The following is a 26,261-nucleotide window of genomic DNA, read 5'->3' as shown; positions in this document are numbered from 1 at the left end:
AAATTCTAAATATTCACAAATTATTACATGTGGGGGAGAAACGATGAAATTTGAAACGATTGCTGTGCACGGTGGCTTGCAAACGGATCCAGTAACGAAAGCGCGTGCAGTGCCAATTTATCAATCGAATGCGTATTTGTTTGATAACACAGAGCATGCGGCCAATTTGTTTGCGTTAAAGGAAGCTGGGTACATTTATACGCGCATTCATAATCCGACGGTAACGGTGTTTGAAGAGCGTGTCGCTCAACTTGAAGGGGGCATTGGTGCTTTAGCGGTAGCGAGCGGCATGGCTGCTATTACGATGGCAATATTAAACGTCGCTCAAGCGGGAGATGATATTGTTTCTGCTTCGACGTTATATGGAGGAACGTACAATTTGTTTGCGAATACGTTGCCGAAATACGGCATTACAACACATTTTGTCGATCCGTCTGATCCAGAAAATTTCCGTGCGGCAATTACACCAAAAACGAAAGCGATTTTTGCTGAAACAATTGGCAACCCAAGCCTGCATGTGTTAGACATTGAGGCAGTTGCGGAAATTGCGCATGAAGCAGGCATTCCGTTGATTATTGACAACACGTTTGCGACGCCATACCTTTGCCGGCCAATCGAACACGGAGCGGATATTGTTATTCATTCGGCAACGAAATGGTTGCTTGGTAACGGAACGACGTTAGGTGGTATCATTGTCGATGGTGGAAAATTTGATTGGCATTCGCCGAAGTTTCCAGCGTTTACGGCGCCAGATCCAAGTTACCATAATCTCGTATACGCAGACATCGGTGCGGCGGCGTATATCGTCAAAGCACGCGTGCAGTTGTTACGTGACTTAGGACCGGCGATTAGCCCGTTCAACGCCTTCCAGTTTAATTTAGGGCTGGAGACGTTGCATGTCCGCATGAAAGAGCATATTGCCAATACGAGAAAAATCGTCGAGTATTTGGACAACCATCCAGCAGTTAATTGGGTGTTGTACCCTGAACATGACAATCATCCAGCAAAAGAGCTAGCGAAAAAATATATGCCAAAAGGGGCAGGAGCAGTCGTTGTCTTCGGCATTCAAGGTGGCCGTGAAGCAGGGGCTACGTTAATTAACAACGTTAAGCTTTGGTCGCATGTTGCCAACGTTGGCGATGCAAAAAGTTTAATTATTCATCCTGCAAGTACAACGCATCAACAATTAAGTGGAGAGGACTTAAAAGCATCCGGTGTGACAGAAGATATGATTCGTTTATCGGTCGGAATTGAAAATGTCGATGATTTAATCGAAGACTTAGAACAAGCGATTGAAGCGGCGACAGGGGTACGGTCGATGTATTCGCGGGTGTAAATATGAAAGGTGCTAGTTAGATTTTTCGACTAGCACCTTTCATTTTATGAGTTGTAACCGCAGCGCTTCGGCAACCGCTCCTGTTCGTGACGAAACTCCTAATTTTTCGAAAATAGAAGAAAGGTGACGTTCCACTGTTCGTTTGCTTATATTTAGCCGTTGGCTGATTTGTACACTTGTTTGATCATCTGCTAACATTTGTAATATATCTATTTCAATTTTTGTTAAACAATGTGTCATGTGACATGTAGCTTCACTGTCAAGTAAAAGAAGTCTCTCTCCTTCATTGCTGTGGCGAATCGCATGTGGCAAATGAGTAGAAACTTTTTCTTTTGATAATGTCACGGATACCCCTGCTTCATATGCACATAGAGCGAATGGTGGATAGTTGCATAGCATAATGACATTTATCGTAGGATATGTTTTCTTTGCACTTTTTATCCACTCTAATACTTTTATTATGTGCATATGCATATTTATCACAATGACATCTGGCACGTGTATATGTATGAGATCTTCTAGTGAATCAATACAAGAACCAGAACCGACAATATGTACACCTCTTTCTTTTTCTAATAATTTTTCCAAACCAAGCAAATAGATAGGATCGGAATCAACAAGCAATGTACGAACAGCCATGCGATTTCCCCTCTACTATTTTTTACTAAATTGTACTTCATTTAATGAACTTTGTCATTTATTTTGAAGAAAATGGCGGATTTTCGCCGAAAAATTGGCGGAAAATACGGATTCTTTTCTTTTCTATTTTTGGTAAATTGAAAATAGCTGATCAGCTAATTTTGGGAGAAGGAGTTTGATAGATACATGAATGCTAAATGGATAAAAATAACCGCATCTATTGCTATAGTTATTTCATTTTTCTATTTTTCTCCAAGCCTAAAGGTATTTGCTATTTCTCAGTCGAAAGACTATCTTATCCCTGGAGGGAAAGGCACTTTAACTTCAAATGTGTGGCGTTCTACTTCAGCGACTTATTCTGGGAATACTATACAGTGGGATTGGCAAGTTTCAGCGGTATATAGTGGGAATGAAGTAGTAGAAACGATTAAAACCGAGTGGTATAGTTCTGCTTCTTTGAGAAGTTCTGCTTCCATTACGATGGGGGTTTCTGGGGACGGAGCTAGCGCAGGAGCATCCTCATCTTGGCAGACTATTCAGACAAAAGTGAAGTATTGGGAAAATAGTAATGGAGCAAACAACTCTTCTTGGCGATCCAACATTATTATTTCGCCTTATAAAGATTATCGTTCTGACACGATCTCTACCATTAACACGGCTTACGTAAAATTGAAGGGAGATCCGAGAACTTTTTATATTTCGGCAGGAGTTTAATCGTTGTTCTTCGTTAACTGCTAACCAGGATCTGACCAAAAATGTCGTGTTTCTTCAAGAGAGATAAAAGTCCTGCGGTAATATGTCAAGGTGAAAAATCATCGAAATTGGAAATTCGATTGTCCGATGACCCGAAAAAAGGCAATACTTAAGAAGCCCAGTCTTGTCTTATGTCATTAACTGGGTTTTAATGCAAAATCAGTTAGATCGATACCCCTATCGATCTTCCCCCTTTCTTGGCGTGTAGATTTGACCGTTGCGTAGCAGCGCATCGATCACACGCACGAGTTTTCGAGCGGTGAGGACGAGGGCTCGTTTGTGTTGGTGCTTTGGTACTTCCTCATACTTCTTCCGGTAATAGGTGCGAAACGACGCATCATGCCGTTGTACCGAGTTGGCAGCCTCCACTAGGTAGTAACGGAGATAGCGATTGCCGGAACGAATGAGGGAAGTCTCCTCGGCTTGGAACCGACCGGACTGGTGCTTAGACCAAGTCAAACCTGCATACTTTGCTAAGGCGGCTTGGTTGTCAAAGCGCTCGATTTGTCCAATTTCGGCTAAGATGCCAGCGGCGTAGACCGGACCAATGCCGGGAATCGTTTGTAACGTATTTGGGATGCCTTCCAAATGGCGAGTAATCGCTTTATCTAGCTCTTTAATTTGCGCTTGAAGGCTACGGATGGATTGAATCGATAGCCCTAAAAGCAAGTCGATGGAATCCTCGACACATTTGGAAAGCCGATACGACGAACGAGCCGCCTTTTGAATGGACTTGGCGATGCATTCCGGATCGGCAAAGCGATTGCGTCCTTTTTGGCGCAAGAAGTCAGCGAGCTGTTGCACGTCCATCTGACTGATTTCGTCTAAGCTAAACGACTCGAGAAGAAGCTCTAAGATGGCATGTCCGAACACGGAGCTGTCCACCTCTTGGGTAAAGGAACTGCACTTGTAAAACAAGTGTTGGAGGAAGTACTGCTTTTCCCGAGTCAGCTGATGGACGAGATGATAGCGCATGCGCGTGAGCCGTTGAAGGGCGATAAACTGTTCTTGCATGACAGCTGTCACTTTCAAACGGCCAAAGCGAAGCCGATCGGCGATGATCCACGCATCGATGCCGTCCGTTTTATCCAAGTCAGTGTACGCTTCTTTAAATTTGCGAATGAGCTTTGGATTGATGGTAAACACCTTGACATTCCAAGACTTCAGCTCCTCCTGTTGGTGGAAAAACATCGCTGGATGCCAGCTGTAGACCGAAGTGGCTTCCATCCCGATGAGAATTTCGGATGGTTGGAGCTTGTTGGCCCACAGGAGGATTTGATCGCGAAGGAAGGTCGCGCCAAGGAGATGATTGTCCACCTTGAATTGGGCGCACGTGTTTCCTTCTTGATCCATGATACACGTGTATAAGTCCGTTGAGCTCACGTCAATCCCGACGTAGAGTTTCATGAGATCACCTCCAATCGTAGTAGGATCGTGGGGTTGGGACTCTTCGGGATGCCCCCGGACCGCGCCTGTTGACCAGTCACCCTCGCATATGAGAACTCACGTTGGGCCATGGGCTGCCTGGAAGCTGCTCCTTCCAGCATGGGAAACCAACGGGAACAGCCTGCGGGTTAGAAGTCCGAACAGGAGCCGGGGAGACAGACTTTCTAAGTAGTCAAAGCTACAGGAGAGAGAAGAGTGTCCCCGATGATCCTAAGACCATTATCCAAGAACATCGCGAAAAGTCCAACCCCGATGTAGTGCCATCCACGGGGGAGGGGCGCGCCCCTCCCCCGTGGGCAAATCACTTACACATATGCGATTGTCAAGGAGCATATCCAACTGGAAATTCGATTTAAAAATCTTTCTAAACATACTATACGAGGATATAGTTTCATGAAAGTGTTTCGTGCGTATATATGCTGATGAAAAAGGGTGTCCTGTTAATTTTGGGACACCCCCAATATAAATTCTAAATTATTAGGATGAGAGTGATGAAAAGGGTCTTTCTTTTCTTTATTGTTTTTTCTTTACTTTGTGGATGCGATGAAACAAGTATCCAACAAAAAAAATATGTCGCAATCCCCATATGTTCTGAGAGTGAAGAATGTAAAATTTTGTATAATCGATTCACGCAGAAGTTGGTTGCTTATGATTTTGCAACGAATACAATCAAGCAGCAAACGAATCAGCCAAACTATATTGTTTATGCATTTTCGACAAAAAGTCCTTATTATACGGCTGGAGATAGCACAGGAAGAGATTTTAGTCTTTTTACGATTAAAGGAAATGAGATTGAGAAGGTGTATGCTGGAAGAAAAGGGGAGGCTATTTTCCCGCTAGCCGATGATGGAAACTATCATGTTTTTATTAGAATGTATTTGGATAATGATGGGGAAGAAGTAAGCCGATCGATTATTCGCTGGGATGAGAGAGAGAAAAGTTTTATTAAGTATTCGCATGTAAAAGGGCTTGTGTCTTACGGCGTGATTATGCATGGGAAACTTTATTACACGGTTTACGAACCTTACAAGGACTACTACACAATGTATGTTTTAGATTTGTCTAATGAAAATAACCGACCACGGTTAGTTGAAAATGGCTTAAAAGCAGGGGAGCTTTATGTAATTGATGGGGTGTTATATCGTTCGGATGAGGAAAAAATATATGCGGATAATGGTAGAACCTTTAAAAAGAAATTAATAAATTATATTGATAAAGAAAATCGATTGCTTATACAAATGTATCCGAATAGTGATGGAGATTTGTTGCTAGATATTATACAAGTTGAAACAAATAAAAAAATTGTTTCTGTAAAGGATGTTATTGATTTTTCTACAGAGCGTGGGAAAGTCGTTGTTTACAGTCAAGAAGGAAGGAAAGAGATTATTGTCCGATAGAAAAAGGTGATATAAAAATGATTACGTTAAAACATGTAACGAAACGTTTTTATGAAAAGAAAGTGCTTGATAATGTAACATTTCGGTTTGAAAATGGACGAACATATGTAATTAGTGGACAAAGTGGTTGTGGGAAAACAACGTTGTTGAATATTCTTGCAGGATATATAAATGTGGATGAAGGAAAAGTAGAAAAAAAAGAAAGTATAAAAATTGAATATCTTTTTCAAGATGACATGTTATTTTCTAAATTAACTGTAAAAGAGCACATGTATATAAAATATGTTGCTGTTTATAAACATAATCGATATTTTGAACAAAAATCAGTAGAAGCCCTAGCGCTATTCCGTATTGAGAATTTGATTGATCGGAAAATCGCTGTGTTATCTGGTGGTGAAAGGCGTCGTGTACAATTAGCCCTTTTATTTATGAATGACCCAGATGTCGTTTTGTTTGACGAACCTTTATCAAGGTTAGATCAACAAAATCAATACCTTATTGCAGAGATGATTTCAACTATTTTTACAAATAAATTATGTATTATCGTGACCCATGAGTGTGTAGAACTTTTTTCAAATGCTATTCGACTAGCAATGGCAGGAGGAAAATTACGTAATGGATAAAAAAATAAAAAAGCAAGTAGCGGAACTTATATTAAAAAAATCAAATTCATATTTAAAGATATCTATCGTGATGTTTCTGCTATCTCTTTTTCTAGTTTCGACATCGTTTCTTTTTCTATTCAAACAATATATACAAGTAGATGAAGATTTTATAAGCAATGAAAATGTGCGGATGATCGAAATTACAGGAAAAACTGAAGAGAATGATCACGCACGTTTACTAAAGTTTAATGACGAAAATGAAATTAGATCAGTTCTTTCTGAATATAAAGGCATACATATATATAAAATGTATCAATTGAACTTCGGTGTCCAAGATGAAAGAGGAAACACGTATTTTATTTATGCATTAGATGAAGAAGCTGCCCGTTTTTTAGGGGATTGCCCCTTAAATATTGGGTATGCTTGTTCAAAATCAAAGGAGTCAGAAATCAATCTAAAAATTCCTATTGTTCAGATGGAGGAGGGGGGACTGAGTAGTCGCTATATCTCTAATTTCCTTATAAAGAATAAACAGGGGATTATCGAAAAAAATCCTTTCGTTTTATATAGTGAAGATCAAAATATGTTAAGTAGTAGTGCATTATATGTTGGGAATCAAACATTTCAAAAAATAATCGAAACGTCCTTCCGTACAAATTGGATCGAGTTTAAAAGAGAATATGATAACAATAATCCTTTTGGTGTCCAAGCTTTAAAAAGTATGTACGTTTATGTAGATAAAATATCGGATATTGACCGCATCGCCGAAAACCTTGGACAGTACGGATATCACGTTCGCTATGTATTTAAAGCGTTCGATGATTTTACATTGTCAATGCGAAATACAGCTGTTATTGCTTCTTTACTATCGGGAGCGATCGTTCTTGTTGCAGCCTTATACCTTATTTTTTCTTTTCGGGCTTATTTGCAAATACAACAAAAAGATATGGGGATACTAAAACAATATGGATATAGTTCAGAGGAAGTTCACTCAATATATTCATATAATATTTCAACTGTTTTTAAAAAAGTAACTATTTTTATATTTATATACTCTATTTTTATCAGCATATGGCTTATTCCTGTTTACCACTTTCTATATGTTGCATATGTATTGGTCATTTTATTAATCATTATATTGGTAGTTTATCGCATCATTGTGAAAAATATTTTGCAGTCATATTGTTTTAAAAATATTATCGACTTATTAAAGCTAAGTAAGGAGTTTGAGTAAACGGTCAGTTAAGCTTTCTTGTTGTAACTGTAGTTGAGTAATTTTCGGGACAATAATTAACTGTAGATGAGCAAAATCGATAACATAAATTTACATTGAGACAAAAAAGAAGACATGAACCCGATTCCTTGGTTAGAATAGATGTGCCACCAACCATTCACACAAGGAGGTTCATGTTTCATGAATAGACTAGCACATCACCAAGGAATTCTCAAGTTTTTCACGACGTTAGGTTCGACGCTTTATTTTTCAAAACCTGTGATGAAACATCTCGTTCATATCGTGGATGCGATGGTGACGAAAGGTTTTTCGGGAACGTTGACCGATCTACATCATGGGAGTTTTCATCCGAACCATCGCACGACACTCAGCCATTTTTTCACGAAAAGCCCTTGGGATGAAGAAGCGCTGCTTCGCAAACTCCAGCAGTGGATGCTGCATCGTGTCGAACGCAACGCGAAACGAGAGAATCAACCCATTTTTGTTTCGATCGATGATACGATTTGCCAAAAAACGAAGCCTTCGTCACAGGCAACGAACGCCATTCAAGGATGTGATTGGCACTATTCTCACACAGAGAAAAAATCAATTTGGGGGCATTCTCTTGTTTGGCTCATGGTTCATACTGCAACCCAAGCGTTTCCTTTTGCCTTTCGCCTCTACGACAAGGCGGCTGGGAAAAGCAAGGGGGAACTGGCGATCGAGATGCTTTCTTCTTTGGATGTGAGTCGTCCTGTTTATGTGCTCATGGATTCGTGGTATCCATCACAATCGCTCGTGAAAGCTTGTCTGAAAAAAGGATTTCACGTCATCGCCATGCTCAAAACGAACCGGATTCTCTATCCGAACGGCATCGCCATCCAAGCGAAGCAGTTGGCTCGCTCGATCGAACTAGACGACACTCACCTCGTCACGGTGGGAGAAGATCACTATCGCGTCTATCGTTACGAAGGAACGCTCAACGGTCTCGACCATGCGGCGGTGCTACTTGTTTGGAAAGCCGATCAACCGATGACATCGGAACATCTTCACTGCGTCTTGAGCACCGACCAAGAGCTAAGCGACGAAGACATCTTGCGCTACTATGCCCAGCGTTGGTCGATCGAATGCTTTTTTCGACAAGCGAAAGACCAGTTGAAGCTCGATGGATACCGCGTTCGTCATCATCGAGCGGTGAAACGTTACTGGATCTTGGTGCAGCTCGCTTATGTGTACAGCCTATTCGAGTCGAACAGCGATTTTTCCGATGGGCTCGATCTCCTGCGTAAGCGAAAAGGACATAGCCTCGTGGAGTTCATTTACAGCGCAGCAAAACAAAATATTCCTATTGATACCATCAAAAAACAGCTCCATGTGGCATAAGGGATACCCTGTTTGTCTCTTTTTACATGGTAATTATTGTTATAAAAATTACTCACCTGAATCCGTGACAAACCATCTTTACAATGGATGCAAACCGTTGATACGATAAGGGAAAACGACATTGACGATTCTTCATCAAGTAGGTGAATGTGATGAAAGATTTCCCGATTCGGTTTGTATTGACAGATGAAGCGATTACTCCAAGTGCTGGGCTTGCCCTCGTTGGCTACTTACTACACCAAACGAAAATGGATAAACGGGTAAACGCGCTTCGGCTTCCAAGCGTTCGTCGAGACGTGCACATTTCCCATAGCGATGTCATTCGCTCGATGATCGGCTTGCTTGCCACAGGAAAAACGGACTTTGATCATATTGAAGCGTATCGTCAGGACGATATGTTTTCGACATCGATGGGGATTCAGCACGTGCCTTCCTCCCCAACGTTAAGACAGCGACTCGATCAGCTCGCTTGTCTTCCGATGACCGAAACGATTCTTTGGGAGGAGTCCATGCGTCTATTGATTCAACGACATGCCACTTTGTCCCCTTGTTGGACGAAAGGGAAGGCGACATGGCTCCCTCTTGATCTCGATGGCTCCCCATTTGACAACTCCGATACGAAAAAAGAAGGAGTGAGTCGAACGTATAAAGGATTTGACGGTTTTACACCATTGTTTGCGTATGCAGGGAAGGAAGGGTATATCGTTCATGCCGAGTTGCGTCCCGGAAAACAACATGTGCAAGACAACATGCCTTCGTTTTTAACGACCGCCATCCGTCGAGCTCGTCCACTTACTGCGTCTCGTCTGCTTGTTCGCATGGATGCAGGAAACGACGCGGAAGCGAATGTGCACGTATGCCTAAAGGAAGACGTGGACTTTGTCATCAAGCGAAACTTACGCCGAGAATCGAAAGCGCTTTGGTTTCAGATCGCTTCGCAAAAGGGCAAACGCGTCGACGATGGACAAACCGAAGGAGTACAAACGTATGAGCTATGCCTTCCACAGACGGTAGCGATCGATGGAAACACGTATACGTACGTTCAAGTCACCCAAGTGACGGAACGAACGATGGAACGCAATGGACAGCTGATGCTCGTTCCTGATTATGAAGTGGAAAGCTATTGGGTGCGGCTCAAAGGAAACGAGCATGTTCGAATGAGCGATGTGCTCGCGTTGTATCATGATCATGCGACATGCGAACAGTTTCATAGCGAACTCAAGAGCGACTTAGATTTAGAGCGACTTCCATCTGGGAAGATGAAAACGAATGCGCTCGTGTTGGTCATGGGAGCATTCGTGTACAACCTTCTTCGCCTGATTGGACAAGATCTATTAAGCGATCCGAGACATCCATTGCATCATAAAGTGAAACGCCGTCGCATCAAGACGATCATTCAGACGGTGATCACGATGGCGGGACGACTCGTTCGCCGATCACGGCAGCTATGGATGAAACTGACACGAAGGAGTGGCTATAGCGAGCCCCTTCTGAACCTGTACATCAAATGGAGAGAAGGAGGATAACGAACGATTGTTCGTGATTCTGTACTCATCTTATCCCTCTGTCCTTTTTTTGTTTTTCATTTGGTTTACATACCCAAAAAAGATAGTTGTTTCATTTTCGAGAGTGAAGATGACATCTGTTTTAAACATAAAAAGGGAGGGATGGATCACGCATCCATAAATCCAGCAACAAAATCAAAGTTGATGTCATCTTATCACGGATTCAGGTACTCAACTACAGTAATTAAATATAAATTGAAATTTTGTTTTACATCCAGCCGATCACTCGCAATGTTATAGCATAGTCGAATTGTATGGGAGCAAAATAGAAACGAGAAATCGGAAATTCTTTATTGCAACTTATGTATATAGCTACAATTGATAAGTTTAACTTCATTTTTTGGACTGAAGTGGCTGATCTAAAACGTATTAGCGTTTTGGATCAGCCCTTTACGCTTTCGTGTGAGCGGTTGTTGCTCGATCGCCCGACATTAGCAATATAATGATTTCTCATATTAAAGTCAAAAAATTTTTATTGACATCGTCCTTTTTTCGATGATATACTCACATTCGTAGTTCAACATCATTCTTGAATACATTAAAACGTTAACTGAATAAAGCGTTTAAAAGCGCTCTTATCAAGAGAGGTGGAGGGATGTGCCCGATGAAACCCGGCAACCGTCAGCGCTGCTGAAATGGTGCCAATTCACACAAAGCGTTTGCTTTGAGAGATAAGAGACAGAATGGACGATTCGCGCCTTTCTGTTCTCTTGAGCAGAAAGGTTTTTTTCATGGAAGGAAGGTGACAGCAACGTGATCACATTATCGAATGTAACAAAAGTGTATAAAGCAGCAAGTGGGAATGTAACGGCAGTCGATCATGTGAATTTGCATATCGAACAAGGAGAAATTTTTGGTATTATCGGCTATAGCGGCGCAGGGAAAAGCTCGCTCATTCGGTTATTGAACGGATTAGAAAAGCCGACGAGCGGTGAAGTCATTGTTGATGGGAAAGATATGGGGAAAATTAGCGGGAAGCAGTTACGCCAAGCGCGCCAACAAATCGGTATGATTTTTCAACATTTTAATTTACTTTGGTCGCGAACAGTGCGCGAAAATATTGCTTTTCCGTTAGAAATTGCTGGCGTGCCGAAAGAAGAACGGATGAAGCGCGTCGATGAACTCATTCAGCTCGTCGGTTTGCAAGGGAGAGAAAATGCGTATCCGTCACAACTGAGCGGCGGACAAAAGCAACGCGTTGGTATTGCACGCGCATTAGCGAACAATCCGAAAGTGTTGTTGTGCGATGAAGCAACATCGGCGCTTGATCCGCAAACGACCGACTCAATTTTAGACTTGCTTGTTGACATTAATAAACGTCTTGGTTTAACGATCGTATTAATTACACACGAAATGCATGTTATTCGTAAAATTTGTGATCGTGTAGCGGTCATGGAAAACGGAAAAATTGTCGAGATGGGCGAAGTGCTTCACGTGTTCCGCAAGCCAGAGCAGCCGATTACGAAACGATTTGTTCAGCAAGTCACAGAGCCGGAAGAAACGAAAGAGGCGATGTTGCATCTTCTTGAGCGATATCCAAATGGAAAAGTTGTACAGCTTACATTTGTTGGCGAAGAAGCTGAGCAACCACTCATCACGCACATCATTCGACAATTTGATTTGAACGTGAACATTTTGCAAGGGAAAATTTCGCAAACGCATCACGGTTCATACGGGGTGTTGTTCGTTCATTTAGACGGTGCGAATGACGAGATTGAGCGAGCGCTCGATTTCATTCGCCAGCAAGAAGTTGAAGTGGAGGTGTTGGCGAATGTTCAATGAACTATTTCCGAACGTCGTTTGGGATAAAATATGGGCGGCCACGACGGAAACGTTGTATATGACCGCCGTCTCCGTTGTCGCAACGTTTGTGCTCGGTATTTTACTCGGATTGTTGCTGTTTTTAACGTCTAAGGGAAACATATGGGAAAATCGTTTTATTAACGGTGTGATCGCATCGTTCGTCAACATTTTTCGTTCCATCCCGTTTATTATTTTAATTATTTTGCTCATCCCGTTTACAAAGCTTGTTGTCGGTAAGATTCTTGGGGCAAATGCCGCGTTGCCTGCACTAATTATTGGTGCCGCGCCGTTTTATGCACGCATGGTCGAAATTGCGCTTCGTGAAATTGATAAAGGTGTTATTGAAGCGGCAAAAGCGATGGGGGCGACGACAGCAACAATTATTTGGAAAGTGCTTCTCCCTGAAGCGTTGCCAGCACTTGTATCTGGTATTACAGTTACAGCGATCGCGCTCGTTGGTTATACAGCGATGGCAGGAGTTGTCGGTGCTGGAGGGCTTGGAAACTTAGCGTATTTAGAAGGGTTTCAACGTAACAATAACGACGTCACGTTCGTTGCAACAGTGCTCATTTTAATCATCGTCTTTATCATTCAGTTTATTGGTGACCTTGTCACTTCTAAAATAGATAAACGATAAAAGGGGGAAAAAACAAATGAAAAAATGGTTCTCTTTACTTGTTGCTGCAGTTGTTGTATTAGCGCTCGCTGCTTGCGGAAAAAGCGAAAGTGCCGAAGAAAAGACGAATAAGCTTGTCGTTGGTGCATCAAACGTGCCACATGCCGAAATTTTAGAAAAAGCAAAACCGATTTTAAAAGAAAAGGGTATTGAATTAGAAATTGTTACATTCCAAGATTTCGTATTACCAAACAAAGCATTAGCAGATAAAGAGTTAGATGCAAACTATTTCCAACACATTCCTTATTTAGAAGCACAAATGAAAGAACATGGCTATGACTTTGTAAATGCTGGCGGTATTCATATTGAACCAATCGGTGTATACTCTAAAAAATATAAAAGCCTTGAAGAGCTACCAAACGGTGCAAAAATCATTATGAGTAACTCTGTTGCTGATCACGGTCGTATTTTATCGATGCTTGAAGAAAAAGGACTAATTAAATTAAAAGATGGTGTCGATAAGACGAAAGCAACAATTGATGACATTGTTGAAAATCCGAAAAATTTAGTATTTGAAGCAGATATCGAAGCAGGATTGCTTCCGCAAGTGTATAAAAATGATGAAGGAGATGCGGTATTAATTAACGCAAACTATGCGTTAGATGCCGGATTAGATCCAGCAAAAGATCCGATTGCGGTTGAATCGCCAGAAAACAACCCATACGTGAACATTATCGCGGTTCGTAAAGGTGACGAAAAACGTAAAGAAATTCAAACGCTTGTTGAAGTGTTGCAATCAAAGGAAATTCAAGACTTCATTTTACAAAAATATAACGGTGCTGTTATTCCAGCAACGAAATAAGGATGCCCATTCGGGCGTCCTTTTATATTTTCTCGAAAACGACGCATGATAAAAAGGAAGGAGGAGTACATATGTCGATAGAACAAGGTTTACGCAACACATGCCTCATGTTGGACGAGCGTTTAACGCGTTTACTCACGTGCATTAAAAGGATAGGGCTCTCCTATCCTTTTTTACATACGTGATAAATTAAACCAACTTTAGAAACAGAAAAGTATCAAAATGCTTGCAATAAGGTTGCTAATACTTTTCATCTGTTATAAAATTGTAATGAGAATAAAGTGAGAATTACGTTTCATGAACATAAGCGAAACTGGAGGTATTTTTTTATGGCAACATTAACGATTAAAGATCTTCACGTTGCAATTGATGGAAAAGAAATTTTAAAAGGGGTTAACCTTGAAATTAAAGGTGGCGAGTTCCATGCGATCATGGGGCCGAACGGAACAGGGAAATCGACGTTATCCGCTGCCATTATGGGGCATCCAAAATATGAAGTAACAAAAGGAAGCATTACATTAGATGGGCAAGATGTATTAGAAATGGAAGTAGATGAGCGCGCTCGTGCTGGGCTATTTTTAGCGATGCAATATCCGAGCGAAATTAGCGGTGTAACAAATGCGGATTTCCTTCGTTCTGCTATTAACGCACGTCGTGGAGAAGGAAACGAAATTTCATTAATGAAATTCATTCGCCAATTAGACGAAAAAATGGCGTTTTTAGAAATGAATCCAGATATGGCGCATCGTTATTTAAACGAAGGATTTTCAGGTGGAGAGAAAAAGAGAAACGAAATTTTACAATTAATGATGTTACAACCGAAAATTGCTATTTTAGATGAAATTGACTCAGGCCTTGACATTGACGCATTAAAAGTTGTTGCAAAAGGTGTAAACGAAATGCGTAATAGCGACTTTGGCTGTTTAATCATTACGCACTATCAGCGTTTATTAAACTACATTACGCCAGATTACGTGCATGTTATGATGCAAGGACGCATCGTGAAATCTGGTGGTCCAGAATTAGCACAACGTCTTGAAGCTGAAGGATACGACTGGATTAAAAAAGAATTAGGCATTGAAGATGAAGTCGTTGAGCAAGAAGCGTAAGCGTTAGGAGGATTTATGATGATCGAGACGAAACTACCATTCGACCAACAGTATGTGCGCTCTTTTTCTGAAGGGCGTGGAGAACCGGACTGGCTTTTAAACGTTCGCTTACAAGCTCTTGCGCAAGCGGAACAACTTCCTTTACCGAAGCCAGATAAAACAAAAATTGATCGTTGGAACTTTACACAATTTTCTACTCATCTCGTTGAAAGCGCACCGCTTTCGTCGTTAGAAGAGTTGCCAGAAGAAGTGAAAGTGCTTATTGATATCGATGAGGAACAAAAAAATGTATATGTGCAACGCGATCATACATGTGCATACGTATCGCTTGCAGATGAACTAAAAGAAAAAGGTGTTATTTTCACCGACTTAGCGACAGCTGTCCGCGAACATGGTGAGCTTGTGCAAAAATATTTTATGGACGGCGTCAAAGTAAATGAACATCGTCTGACAGCGCTTCATGCAGCGCTTGTGAACGGCGGGGTGTTTGTATACGTACCAAAGCATGTCCAAGTCGATGTGCCATTGCAAGCGGTATATGTACATGAAAAAGCGGAAGCGTTATTTAACCATGTCATTATCGTTGCGGACGTCGGTAGCAAAGTGACGTATGTTGAAAACTATATTTCAACACGTGAACGTTCCGAAGCGATCGTGAACATCATTGCTGAAGTGTTTGCATTAGACGATGCGCAAGTATTTTTTGGCGCTGTGGACAGTTTAGCTAAAGGAACGACGACATATGTGAACCGTCGTGGAATTACAGGCCGCCATGCGCGCATTGAATGGGCGCTCGGTTTAATGAACGACGGAAATACAATTTCAGAAAACATTACGCGCTTGATCGGCGATGGGTCTTTTGGTGATACAAAGACAGTTGTTGTGAGTCGCGGTGAGCAAGTCCAAAACTTTACGACAAGTGTTATTCATTACGGCAAGCATACGGAAGGATACATTTTAAAACATGGCGTAGTCAAAGATGAAGCGACATCCATTTTTAACGGGATTGGTAAAATTGAGCACGGGGCATCAAAATCAAACGCAGAGCAAGAGTCGCGTGTGCTTATGTTAAGCCCGAAAGCGCGCGGCGATGCAAACCCGATTTTGTTAATTGATGAAGATGATGTGACAGCAGGCCATGCGGCATCGGTCGGCCGTGTCGATCCGACGCAACTATATTATTTAATGAGCCGCGGTATTCCGAAAACGGAAGCGGAACGATTAATTATTCATGGCTTTTTAGCACCAGTCGTCAATGAAATTCCGATTGAGCGTGTGAAAAAACAATTAATTGAAGTGATCGAAAGGAAAGTTAAATGATGAACGTAAAAGAACTTCGTCAACTATTCCCGATTTTAGATCAACAAGTAAACGGCAAACCGCTCGTTTATTTAGACAGTGCAGCAACGTCGCAAAAACCGTTGCCGGTCATTGAGGCGATTGACAATTATTATCGACAATATAATTCAAACGTTCATCGTGGCGTGCATACGCTCGGGACGAAGGCAACTGACGCATATGAAGGGGCGCGTGAAAAAGTGCGCCGCTTCATCGGTGCCGCTTCGACGGAAGAAATTATTTTTACGCGCGGGACGACAACGGCCATTAACTTAGTGGCGGCAAGTTACGGTCGCGCAAACGTGCGCGAAGGCGATGAAATCGTTATTACGTATATGGAGCATCATAGCAATATCATCCCATGGCAACAAGTTGCTAAACAAACAGGGGCAACGTTAAAATACATTCCGCTTCAACCAGACGGCACGATCCGGTTAGAAGATGTGGAACAAACAGTCACGCCAAACACGAAAATTGTTGCGATCATGTACGTATCGAACGTCCTAGGTACGATCAATCCTGTAAAAGAAATTGCGCAAATTGCCCATAAGAACGGTGCCGTCGTTGTTGTTGACGGGGCACAAAGCACGCCGCATATGAAAGTAGATGTGCAAGATATTGACTGCGATTTTTATGCGTTTTCGGGACATAAAATGTGCGGGCCGACAGGTATCGGTGTGTTATATGGCAAAAAACATTTGCTTGAGCAAATGGAGCCTGTTGAATTTGGTGGCGAAATGATTGATTTTGTTGGGTTGTACGAGTCAACGTGGAAAGAGCTTCCGTGGAAATTTGAGGGTGGTACACCAATTATCGCAGGAGCGATTGGCTTAGGAGCGGCGATTGATTTTCTTGAGCAAGTCGGGTTAGATCATATCGCTGAGCATGAACATCGTTTAGCGCAATATGCGCTCGAACAGCTTGCGACGATTGACGGATTGACGATTTACGGCCCGAAAGCGCGCGCAGGGCTTGTGACATTTAATATTGACGGTGTGCATCCGCACGATGTTGCGACCGTCTTAGATGCGGAAGGTATTGCTGTTCGTGCTGGTCACCATTGTGCGCAACCACTTATGAAGTGGTTAAACGTGACGGCAACTGCACGTGCAAGCTTTTATTTATACAATACCGAAGAAGAAATTGATGCACTCGTTTCAGCATTAAAGAAAACGAAGGAGTATTTCAGCTATGTCTTTTAATAGCCATTTAGATACGTTGTATCGACAAGTTATTATGGATCATTATAAAAACCCGAGAAATCGTGGTGTGTTAGAAGGGGAGCACGTCGATATAAACATGAACAACCCGACGTGTGGTGATCGCATTCACTTAACATTAAAAGTAGAAGATAGGAAAATTGTCGATGCGAAGTTTGAAGGAGAAGGTTGTTCTATTTCGATGTCCTCTGCATCGATGATGACAGAGGCGATCAAGGGAAAAACAATTGAAGAAGCGCTTAAGCTATCAACGATTTTTTCAGACATGATGCAAGGAAAAGATTATGACGACTCAATTGATTTAGGCGATATTGAAGCACTTCAAGGCGTATCAAAATTCCCTGCCCGCATTAAATGCGCTACATTAGCGTGGAAAGCGATGGAAAAAGGATTGCATGAGCAACAAGGCTAGTCATAAAAAAGGAGGCGAAAGAGATGGCGAAAAAAATGCCAGAAATCGGTGAATATAAGTACGGTTTCGCCGATAAAGACGTATCTGTATTCCGTGCTGAGCGCGGCTTAACGCGCGAAATTGTAGAAGAAATTTCGCGAATGAAAAATGAACCAAAGTGGATGCTCGACTTCCGCTTAAAAGCGTTAGACATTTTTTACAGCATGCCGATGCCACAATGGGGCGGCGATTTATCAAGTTTAGATTTCGATGAAATTACTTATTACGTCAAACCATCGGAAAAATCCGGTCGTTCTTGGGATGAGGTGCCGGAAGAAATTAAAGCAACGTTCGATAAGCTCGGTATTCCAGAAGCAGAACAAAAATATTTAGCTGGGGTATCGGCGCAATACGAGTCGGAAGTTGTATACCATAACATGAAAGAAGATCTAGAGAAATTAGGGGTCATTTTTAAAGATACAGACTCGGCGTTAAAAGAAAATGAAGATTTATTTCGCCAGCATTGGGCAAAAGTTGTTCCGCCGACAGATAATAAATTTGCAGCGCTCAACTCCGCTGTTTGGTCTGGTGGTTCATTCATTTACGTACCAAAAGGTGTAAAAGTTGATACGCCGTTGCAAGCGTATTTCCGAATTAACTCGGAAAATATGGGCCAATTTGAGCGGACGTTAATTATCGTCGACGAAGGGGCACACGTTCATTACGTTGAAGGCTGTACGGCGCCTGTCTATACGACAAACTCGCTTCATAGCGCCGTCGTTGAAATTATCGTGAAAAAGGGCGCGTATTGCCGTTATACAACGATTCAAAACTGGGCAAACAACGTCTTCAACCTCGTGACAAAACGTGCAGTTTGCGAAGAAAATGCGACGATGGAATGGATCGATGGAAATATCGGTTCAAAATTAACGATGAAATACCCAGCTGTCATTTTAAAAGGAGAAGGCGCGCGTGGCTTGACGCTTTCGATTGCGATTGCTGGCAAAGGGCAACATCAAGATGCTGGCGCGAAAATGATTCATTTAGCGCCAAATACGTCATCAACGATCGTCTCAAAATCGATTTCGAAACAAGGTGGAAAAGTCACATATCGCGGTATCGTTCATTTCGGACGGAAAGCGGACGGTTCTCGTTCAAATATTGAGTGTGACACGCTCATTATGGATAATCAATCGACATCTGATACGATTCCATACAACGAAATTTTAAACGACAACATTTCGCTTGAGCATGAAGCAAAAGTGTCGAAAGTATCAGAAGAACAACTATTTTATTTAATGAGCCGCGGCATCTCTGAACAAGAAGCGACAGAAATGATCGTTATGGGCTTTATTGAGCCGTTTACGAGAGAATTGCCGATGGAATACGCCGTTGAAATGAACCGACTCATTAAGTTTGAAATGGAAGGTAGTATTGGGTAATAAACGAGCTGATGATCTGCGTGATGCAGGTCATCGGCTTTTTTTGTATGTTATGGTAAGATAAATGTAGGTGATGAATATGATTTATGTCGGATTAACGGGATGGGGCGACCACGATCGTCTATATCCGTCACGTCTTGCCGCAAAAGATAAGTTAACAGCATATGCGGCCCATTTTCCAACTGTCGAGGTCGATGCGTATTTTTATGCGATTCAGCCGCGTCAAAACGTTGAAAAATGGACGATGGAAACGCCGGAATGTTTTCAATTTATCGTTAAAGCGTATCAAGGGATGACGGGTCATCAACGTGGAGATATTCCGTATGCGAGCAAAGAGGAGATGTTTACAGCATTTTTGCAATCCATTGAGCCGTTTCAGCAAGCAAATAAGCTTGCGATGGTGTTGTTTCAATTTCCACCGTGGTTTGACTGCCAAAAAAAGCATGTCCATTATTTACGTTGGTGTCGGGAACGAATGGGGAATGTTCCTGTGGCACTTGAATTTCGTCATCAATCTTGGTTTTCCCCTCCGTTTTACGAAAAGACGTTGCGTTTTATGGAAGAAGAGCGCTGGATCCATAGCATTTGCGATGAACCGCAAGCGGGGGAAGGATCGGTACCGACTGTTTTGCATCCAACAGATCCAAATAAAACGCTCATTCGTCTACACGGACGCAACGTAGCTGGTTGGAATAAACGAGATGACGAAAATTGGCGTGCCGTTCGTTATTTATATCGATACAACGAGCAAGAGTTACAAGAATGGGTAAAACATATTCGTCTGTTACAAACGAAATGTGAACATATTTACGTGTTGTTTAACAACAATTCGGGCGGTGATGCCGCCCATAATGCAAAACAGCTCTTGCAGATGTTAAGTATTGAGTATACGGACTTAGCGCCACGGCAATTAGATTTGTTTTCGTAATGGGGGATGAAAATGGAATATATACTCCTTTTAGTGGTCGGTTTTTTAGCAGGAACGATCGGCAGTCTTGTCGGTTTAGGGGGAGGGGTCATTATCGTTCCCGCGCTTCTTTTTTTAAGCACCGCACATGTATTGCCAGCGATTTCACCACAAATGGCGGTTGGTACATCGCTTGTCGTCATTATTTTTAATGGATTGTCGTCGACTTTAACATATATGAAGCATAAAATGGTGGACTATAAAAGCGGCTTGTTTTTTTTCATCGGTAGTGGACCGGGGGCAATGCTTGGTGCATGGGTAAATCAACATGTGCATATGCAACATTTTTCGCTTTACTTTGGACTGTTTTTAATTGCTGTTTCATTTTTGCTTATGTTTCAATCGCGTTTTTCACCGCGTGCAACACGAACGTTTCCTATTATGCGCACATATGTCACGAACGAAGGAGAGGAAGTGACATATGGCTATAATCCGTTCATCGCTACGCTCATTGCGTTTATTGTTGGCTTTGTCGGCGGGTTTTTTGGCATTGGTGGCGGTTCGCTCATGGTGCCTGCGATGATGTTATTGTTTTTGTTTCCTCCCCACGTAGCCGTTGCTACATCGATGTTTATCGTTTTTTTATCATCCATTGTTAGTTCACTAACTCATGTGTTTATAGGAAATGTTGCATGGGCGTTTGCGCTTTCGCTTATTCCGGGCGTATGGGTCGGTGCAAAATGTGGCGCATGGCTTAATCGGAGACTAAAAGGAAAAACAGTTGTGACGCTATTGCGGATCGTACTCATTTTACTTGGGGTTCGTTTAATCGTGCAAGGACTTGGCTGGTAAAGGGAAAGGTGTGTTGCAAACATTGAAAGAGACGATACATATTTATCATACAAACGATGTGCATAGCCATTTTGAACATTGGCCAAAAGTAGTGCATTATTTACGAAAAAAAAGAAGCGAGCATAAAAAACAAAATGAACATATGGTTTTGCTCGATATTGGTGACTTTATTGATCGATTTCATCCATTGACAGAAGCGTCGGATGGAAAAGCTAATATCACCCTTTTAAACGATGCAGCATACGATGCGGTCACAATTGGAAATAATGAAGGAATTACACTGAGTCATAAACAGCTCGATACGTTATATGCACATGCTAAATTCCCTGTGATTGTTGCGAACGTTTTTTATGAAAACGGAGAGCGCCCACATTGGATGAAGCCGTATGTTATCATGACGTTCGGGTGTGTTCGCGTGGCGTTCATTGGGGTGACCGTTCCGTTTCAGACGTTTTATGAGCTGCTTGGATGGCGTGTTGCGGATCCATTTGAGACGGTCGCTCAGCTTGTGGAAGAGCTTTCGGAAAAAGTGGATGCGATCGTTTTATTATCTCACTTAGGCGTAAATGATGACGAAAAAATGGCAGAAATGTTCCCACAATTGACAGCGATTTTAGGTGGTCATACCCATCATGTATTTGAGCAAGGAAAATGGGTGAATGAAACGTTGCTCTGTGGAGCGGGGAAATTCGGTCATTATGTTGGGCATGTCACGTTGACGATCGATCAAAAAAGTCGAAAAGTAGATATGAAGGCGCATGTACAACATACGGAAGCGTTAGAATATGAATGCGAAGAAACAAAACAAAAATTAAATGATATGATTGCACAATCTGCTCGTGCGTTGGCTCAGCCGATTGTACAATTGCCAGAGACGCTACATATTGATTGGTTTGCCCCGTCTCCATTGGCAACCATTCTTGCGCAAGCGTTAAATGAATGGTGTGAGGGCGATGTAGCGATGGTGAATGCCGGGGTGCTACTGTCTTCTCTCGAAAAAGGTGTTGTGACGAAAGGAGACATTCACCGCATTTGTCCACATCCGATTAATCCATGCAAAGTATATTTGCGAGGGAGCGAGTTAAAAGAAGTCATTTTACAAGCGGAAACTGAACAAATGAAACAGTTACGTCTGAAAGGATTTGGATTTCGTGGAGAAGTAATGGGACAAATGGTGTATGACCGCATTACTGTTGAAAAAGAACAACTGATAGATGGTCAAGCACATGTGCGCCGCATTTTTATTCATGATCAGCCAATCGATGAGCAAAAAACGTATGCGGTGGCGACAATTGATATGTTTACGTTCGGACATTTATATCCAGAAATATATCGGGCGAAAAAACAATATTATATGCCAGAAATGTTGCGTGATGTGCTTGCGTGGAAGCTAAAAAACATGTATCAATCGTAGGCACCCTTCGTTCCTTTATTCATACATTGAATAAAGGAAAGGAGCGTGAACATATGATTGAGGTAAAACCGTTATGGATTAACGGAGAACCGTTTACAGCGATTTCTGTTCAGTTGCCTAAAACAACGTTATTAGCTGTTGCAAATGATAAAGGATACATTATGTGCGGGGCGTTAGATGTAGCGCTGTTAAACGAAAAATTGCGTGATCGCGGTATTGTCGCAGGAAGGGCGGTAGGGGTGCGAACAATTGACCAACTGTTAGAAGCACCGCTTGAGTCTGTCACTTTTGCGGCTGAACAATTAGGGATCTCACGTGGAATGAAAGGAAAAGACGCTTTGCTTCTCATGAAATAAAATAATAATCCCCTGCTTGATCGCATACATATAGCGTGAGAGGGGGGATTTTTGTTGTATCAACAATTGCGCAAAAGAAGAAAACCGCTACCCGTCCGTTATATTTTTTTAATCACGTTCGTTTTTTTTATTGTTTCGACTGTTGCGAGCCTTTGGTTCATTAATAGAGGGATTGAACCGACGCTTATGGCGATCGCCGAGAAAGAAACGCGCCGCCTAGCGAACTTAGTGATAAACAATGCGATTAGTCAACAAATTGCTGAGGACGATTTCAACGTCGAAAACTTTATTAAAATTGAAAAAGATGGGCAAGGAAAAATTTCGGCTATTGACTTTAATGCAACAGTAGTCAATCGTGTATTAGCAAAAACGACAAACCGCGTACAGCGAAATTTAAAAGCAGCATCGGAAGGAAAACTATCCGCGCTTGAGTTTCCAGACGTGCAAGTTGAAACGGAAATGGAAAAAGGGATTATTTATTATATCCCGCTCGGACAAGCAACAAACAACGTCTTATTAGGGAATTTAGGTCCGCGTATACCGGTTCGCTTTTACGTCATTGGGGACGTTCATTCGGATGTCAACAAAAATATTCGTCCATTTGGAATTAACAATGCTTTAATAGAAATAGCAATTCATATCGAAGTGAACGTGCAAATTATTATTCCATTTGCAACAAAAACAGCAACGATTCAAAACGACATTCCTGTCGCTATCCAAATTATTCAAGGCGAAGTTCCGCAATTTTACAATCAGGGAGGGGAAGGAAATACGTCGATTCAAATTCCTGTTAAATAATGAAAGCAATTAAAATGTACATGATGATCGGTATAGCTATGATTTAGAGGGTATCGCTCATGCAGTAAAGAAAAGCCGTCAGTCATAAAAAAAAGATGGGGCAAAATGCCTCATCTTTTTTTCATTCGTTCTTGTCTTTCCCACTGTTTTAAATAAGGATATGGATCGAACGACCATTCTGTATAGCCATTATCTTTATACATCCCATAATGAAGATGAGGTGGAAACTTACCTGACGTTCCGGGTGGCCCATAACCAGAGCTTCCGACTGAACCGATGAGCATGCCAGGTTCCACAATAGATCCTTCTTCTAAATTGTTGGCGAATCCGTTTAAATGTGCAAAGTAGTGGTACGTATTGTTGATGTCACGAATACCGATGCGCCAACCACCGTATTTGTTCCAACCTTTTAATTCAACGATGCCATAACATGTAGAACGAACCGGCGTGCCATAGTGAGCAAAAATGTCTGTTCCTTCATGAATGCGGCGCCCTCCCCACCCGCGTGCATCTCCCCATGTACTCCGATAGCTATATTCAAAGCGGCGCGGAATTGGGAAGGCATATTGATCGAGTTGTATTGTCCCAAAATGTTTATATAGCTTCACTTTTCCTAAAATGATATCGACGGTTTTGTTTCGCTCATAATAATCCCATAGCGCCATTTTTATATGCGTATGATCCGTGCCATATGATCGTAAAAAGCGAGCGAATGCAAATAATACGTCTTCATCGTTTGTCCGATCAGCGATACCGTCTCCATTTCCATCTATCCCTATGCCACCGAATTGGCTAATGGTAAACGGGTTTTGATCTTCTTGATTTTTGTTGAGTGGACCCGCCCAGCGTTCCGGGGGAATATAAATGCTAATTACTCCTGTTGGTTTCGGTAGATCTCTACGTGCTTGGCGAACACTTCGTTCATATTGATCAACAGCGGCGAAATAGTACCATGGAATGAAAGAAATCGCTTCGGCCTTTTTATAAAGTTCCATTCGCTTGTCATATAAATCATTTGGTGCAGCTGCAAATGCTTGAAACGGCACGAAAAGAAGAAAGATGATGCACCATAATGTTCTCACGCACTCTTGCTCCTTTCTCCGAAGTTCATATCATTAGTTTGGGGTAATCGACTGTTTTCATAAATAAAAAATGTTGGAAAAACAAACTGTTTTGTATTGTAAGGCAATAACTCGTATAATGGGTAATGTACATTAACGAGTGGAGCGTGAAAAACATGTCAACAAAAGAACAGCACCTTCGCAAACCAGAATGGTTAAAAATAAAGTTAAATACGAACGAACATTATACAGGCTTAAAAAAAATGATGCGTGAAAAACAGTTGCATACTGTATGCGAAGAAGCACGTTGCCCAAATATTCATGAATGTTGGGCGGTTCGTCGAACAGCAACGTTTATGATTTTAGGGGACGTATGTACGCGTGCTTGCCGCTTTTGTGCCGTCAAAACAGGATTGCCTACTGAGTTAGACTGGCAAGAACCAGAGCGTGTTGCTGAATCCGTTCGTCTAATGAATTTAAAACATGTCGTTGTGACTGCTGTAGCGCGCGATGATTTAAAAGATGGTGGGGCAGCTGTATTTGCGGAGACAGTTCGCGCCATTCGTCGTAAAAATCCATTGACGACGATCGAAGTATTGCCGTCTGACATGGGTGGCGTGTATGAAAACTTAAAAACGTTAATGGACGCGCGGCCAGATATTTTGAACCATAATATTGAGACGGTTCGTCGCCTTACTCCACGTGTGCGTGCGCGTGCCACGTATGAACGTTCGCTCGAATTTTTACGCCGTGCAAAAGAAATGCAGCCGGACATTCCAACGAAATCTAGTTTAATGGTTGGACTTGGTGAAACAAAAGAAGAAATTTTAGAAGCTATGGACGATTTACGAGCCGTAGGAGTCAACATTTTAACGATTGGACAATATTTACAACCAACGAAAAAACATTTGAAAGTGGAGAAATATTATCATCCGCATGAGTTTATGGAATTAAAAGAGATTGCACTAGCGAAAGGATTTAGCCATTGTGAGTCCGGTCCGCTCGTTCGCTCTTCTTATCATGCGGATGAACAAGTACAATCAGCAAAGGCGGCGGAGTGAATGATGAAGGATGTCCCACTTCATTTGAGCGGGACATCCTTTTTTCTTATTGCATCATGTTCATTTCTTCGCGTTGCACGCCATTTTCGTTTTCCCCGCTACTTACTTTTCTTCCTTGTGGTGATTTAAGCATTTCTTTAATTGTCTGTTGTAAAATTTGATCGATATTTCGGCTATTAGCGTCTAAACGTCCGAAGCGCTCAATATCTTGAAACATGCGCGGATTGTCTGAAACATATACGTGATAATAACGTGGAACGACAGAAATCGCTGTTTTTTTCACTTGATCGGCTGTTTCAAAGCGATTTGTACTATCTGTTTTGTAAACGACGAACACTGTATCGTCTGTGACGAGCGTTCCAACGTCATAAACGTTCGGAAGCTGTGTACATAATTTGCTAATTAAGTCCGCAACGTTTTCACGGTTTAATACTGGAATGGTCGCATATTGTGTCGTGTCCCCTGGAATAGGACTTTTTTGATGACGGACGTAACCGAAATTAGTTAACCGTGAATCCATCCCATTTTTTACGCCATGTTCGTTATATAAATCGTTTCGTGAACGGACGTTAATGGTGGTTCCGCTTTTTTCATACAAAGATGTGGATTCATTCATTTGAGCACAGCCAGATAATAAAACGATAGTGCTAATCCCTGTCCATAACCATGTATTACGCAAAGTAACTCCCCCCTT

Annotated in this window: 25 protein-coding genes and 1 riboswitch; of the genes, 21 read left to right on the top strand and 4 right to left on the bottom strand. The window is 41.9% G+C overall.

The features are described from left to right. Positions 1–43: 43 nt before the first annotated feature. Complete coding sequence (locus NSS60_RS12860) at positions 44–1,336, top strand: O-acetylhomoserine aminocarboxypropyltransferase/cysteine synthase family protein (RefSeq protein ID WP_004892425.1); 1,293 nt, start codon at positions 44–46, stop codon at positions 1,334–1,336. 39 nt (positions 1,337–1,375) lie between these two features. On the opposite strand, the gene NSS60_RS12855 is transcribed toward NSS60_RS12860, so the two are convergent. Further along, positions 1,376–1,975: a response regulator transcription factor gene (locus NSS60_RS12855; protein ID WP_340720892.1), complete on the bottom strand. Its 600-nt coding sequence runs from the start codon at positions 1,973–1,975 to the stop codon at positions 1,376–1,378. A 186-nt stretch (positions 1,976–2,161) separates the two neighbouring features. Between NSS60_RS12855 and NSS60_RS12850 the strand changes: the two genes are divergently transcribed. After that, complete coding sequence (locus tag NSS60_RS12850) at positions 2,162–2,689, top strand: hypothetical protein (RefSeq protein ID WP_220382653.1); 528 nt, start codon at positions 2,162–2,164, stop codon at positions 2,687–2,689. Between the two features lie 216 nt (positions 2,690–2,905). Here NSS60_RS12850 and NSS60_RS12845 read toward each other — a convergent pair whose 3' ends face one another. Beyond that, positions 2,906–4,135, bottom strand: a complete 1,230-nt coding sequence (locus NSS60_RS12845; protein ID WP_064214420.1) for an IS110 family transposase — start codon at positions 4,133–4,135, stop codon at positions 2,906–2,908. A 530-nt stretch (positions 4,136–4,665) separates the two neighbouring features. Between NSS60_RS12845 and NSS60_RS12840 the strand changes: the two genes are divergently transcribed. The 18 genes from NSS60_RS12840 (at position 4,666) to yunB (ending at position 23,445) form a co-directional block, all read left to right on the top strand. Beyond that, positions 4,666–5,571 carry a hypothetical protein gene (locus NSS60_RS12840; protein WP_220382654.1) on the top strand — a complete coding sequence of 302 codons (906 nt, stop codon included), beginning with the start codon at positions 4,666–4,668 and terminating at the stop codon, positions 5,569–5,571. Positions 5,572–5,588: 17 nt separating this feature from the next. After that, positions 5,589–6,194 (top strand): ABC transporter ATP-binding protein, encoded by a 606-nt coding sequence (locus NSS60_RS12835; RefSeq protein WP_220382655.1) that lies wholly within the window; start codon positions 5,589–5,591, stop codon positions 6,192–6,194. Beyond that, positions 6,187–7,410: a hypothetical protein gene (locus tag NSS60_RS12830; RefSeq protein ID WP_220382656.1), complete on the top strand. Its 1,224-nt coding sequence runs from the start codon at positions 6,187–6,189 to the stop codon at positions 7,408–7,410. The genes NSS60_RS12835 and NSS60_RS12830 overlap by 8 nt, the downstream gene beginning before the upstream one ends. A gap of 180 nt (positions 7,411–7,590) precedes the next feature. Next, on the top strand, positions 7,591–8,772 hold the full coding sequence (locus tag NSS60_RS12825; protein ID WP_340720890.1) for an IS701 family transposase: 1,182 nt from the start codon (positions 7,591–7,593) through the stop codon (positions 8,770–8,772). 152 nt (positions 8,773–8,924) lie between these two features. Beyond that, the gene (locus tag NSS60_RS12820; protein WP_340720889.1) at positions 8,925–10,298 is read left to right on the top strand and encodes an IS1380 family transposase; all 1,374 of its coding nucleotides are present in this window, start codon (positions 8,925–8,927) and stop codon (positions 10,296–10,298) included. A gap of 611 nt (positions 10,299–10,909) precedes the next feature. Next, a riboswitch (SAM riboswitch) is annotated at positions 10,910–11,015 on the top strand. Positions 11,016–11,090: 75 nt separating this feature from the next. After that, positions 11,091–12,119, top strand: a complete 1,029-nt coding sequence (locus NSS60_RS12815; protein WP_340720888.1) for a methionine ABC transporter ATP-binding protein — start codon at positions 11,091–11,093, stop codon at positions 12,117–12,119. Continuing rightward, on the top strand, positions 12,109–12,777 hold the full coding sequence (locus NSS60_RS12810) for a methionine ABC transporter permease (protein ID WP_004892414.1): 669 nt from the start codon (positions 12,109–12,111) through the stop codon (positions 12,775–12,777). The genes NSS60_RS12815 and NSS60_RS12810 overlap by 11 nt, the downstream gene beginning before the upstream one ends. 16 nt (positions 12,778–12,793) lie before the next feature. Next, positions 12,794–13,618 carry a MetQ/NlpA family ABC transporter substrate-binding protein gene (locus NSS60_RS12805; protein ID WP_004892412.1) on the top strand — a complete coding sequence of 275 codons (825 nt, stop codon included), beginning with the start codon at positions 12,794–12,796 and terminating at the stop codon, positions 13,616–13,618. 329 nt (positions 13,619–13,947) lie between these two features. Beyond that, positions 13,948–14,727 carry a Fe-S cluster assembly ATPase SufC gene (sufC, locus tag NSS60_RS12800; RefSeq protein ID WP_004892408.1) on the top strand — a complete coding sequence of 260 codons (780 nt, stop codon included), beginning with the start codon at positions 13,948–13,950 and terminating at the stop codon, positions 14,725–14,727. 15 nt (positions 14,728–14,742) lie between these two features. After that, positions 14,743–16,047 carry a Fe-S cluster assembly protein SufD gene (sufD, locus tag NSS60_RS12795; protein WP_004892407.1) on the top strand — a complete coding sequence of 435 codons (1,305 nt, stop codon included), beginning with the start codon at positions 14,743–14,745 and terminating at the stop codon, positions 16,045–16,047. Then, on the top strand, positions 16,047–17,267 hold the full coding sequence (locus tag NSS60_RS12790; protein WP_004892404.1) for a cysteine desulfurase: 1,221 nt from the start codon (positions 16,047–16,049) through the stop codon (positions 17,265–17,267). Before sufD ends, NSS60_RS12790 begins: the two co-directional genes overlap by 1 nt. Further along, positions 17,257–17,697, top strand: a complete 441-nt coding sequence (gene sufU, locus NSS60_RS12785) for a Fe-S cluster assembly sulfur transfer protein SufU (RefSeq protein WP_004892402.1) — start codon at positions 17,257–17,259, stop codon at positions 17,695–17,697. The genes NSS60_RS12790 and sufU overlap by 11 nt, the downstream gene beginning before the upstream one ends. Positions 17,698–17,720: 23 nt before the next feature. Beyond that, positions 17,721–19,118, top strand: coding sequence for a Fe-S cluster assembly protein SufB (sufB, locus tag NSS60_RS12780; protein WP_004892400.1), 1,398 nt, complete (start codon positions 17,721–17,723; stop codon positions 19,116–19,118). 79 nt (positions 19,119–19,197) lie between these two features. Beyond that, on the top strand, positions 19,198–20,046 hold the full coding sequence (locus NSS60_RS12775) for a DUF72 domain-containing protein (protein ID WP_035018916.1): 849 nt from the start codon (positions 19,198–19,200) through the stop codon (positions 20,044–20,046). A 12-nt stretch (positions 20,047–20,058) separates the two neighbouring features. Then, entirely contained in the window at positions 20,059–20,877 is an 819-nt protein-coding gene (locus NSS60_RS12770; RefSeq protein ID WP_004892397.1) for a sulfite exporter TauE/SafE family protein, read from the top strand. Positions 20,878–20,899: 22 nt separating this feature from the next. Further along, positions 20,900–22,291, top strand: coding sequence for a bifunctional metallophosphatase/5'-nucleotidase (locus NSS60_RS12765; protein ID WP_035019272.1), 1,392 nt, complete (start codon positions 20,900–20,902; stop codon positions 22,289–22,291). A 53-nt stretch (positions 22,292–22,344) separates the two neighbouring features. Continuing rightward, a complete protein-coding gene (locus NSS60_RS12760) occupies positions 22,345–22,647 on the top strand; it encodes a YunC family protein (protein WP_004892392.1) in 303 nt (100 codons plus the stop codon). A gap of 51 nt (positions 22,648–22,698) precedes the next feature. Beyond that, positions 22,699–23,445: a sporulation protein YunB gene (yunB, locus tag NSS60_RS12755; protein ID WP_004892389.1), complete on the top strand. Its 747-nt coding sequence runs from the start codon at positions 22,699–22,701 to the stop codon at positions 23,443–23,445. A gap of 110 nt (positions 23,446–23,555) precedes the next feature. On the opposite strand, the gene NSS60_RS12750 is transcribed toward yunB, so the two are convergent. Then, positions 23,556–24,527: a M23 family metallopeptidase gene (locus NSS60_RS12750; RefSeq protein WP_004892387.1), complete on the bottom strand. Its 972-nt coding sequence runs from the start codon at positions 24,525–24,527 to the stop codon at positions 23,556–23,558. A gap of 155 nt (positions 24,528–24,682) precedes the next feature. On the opposite strand from NSS60_RS12750, the gene lipA reads away from it, so the two are divergent. Continuing rightward, positions 24,683–25,567 (top strand): lipoyl synthase, encoded by an 885-nt coding sequence (gene lipA / locus NSS60_RS12745; RefSeq protein WP_064213863.1) that lies wholly within the window; start codon positions 24,683–24,685, stop codon positions 25,565–25,567. A 46-nt stretch (positions 25,568–25,613) separates the two neighbouring features. Here lipA and NSS60_RS12740 read toward each other — a convergent pair whose 3' ends face one another. Beyond that, the gene (locus tag NSS60_RS12740) at positions 25,614–26,246 is read right to left on the bottom strand and encodes a YhcN/YlaJ family sporulation lipoprotein (RefSeq protein WP_004892383.1); all 633 of its coding nucleotides are present in this window, start codon (positions 26,244–26,246) and stop codon (positions 25,614–25,616) included. Between the last annotated feature and the right edge of the window lie 15 nt (positions 26,247–26,261).

This window comes from Anoxybacillus sp. FSL W8-0382 (assembly GCF_038003845.1).
GTDB classification, from domain to species: Bacteria; Bacillota; Bacilli; order Bacillales; family Anoxybacillaceae; genus Anoxybacillus; species Anoxybacillus flavithermus_G.
This window is presented reverse-complemented; position numbering and strand designations above follow the sequence as displayed.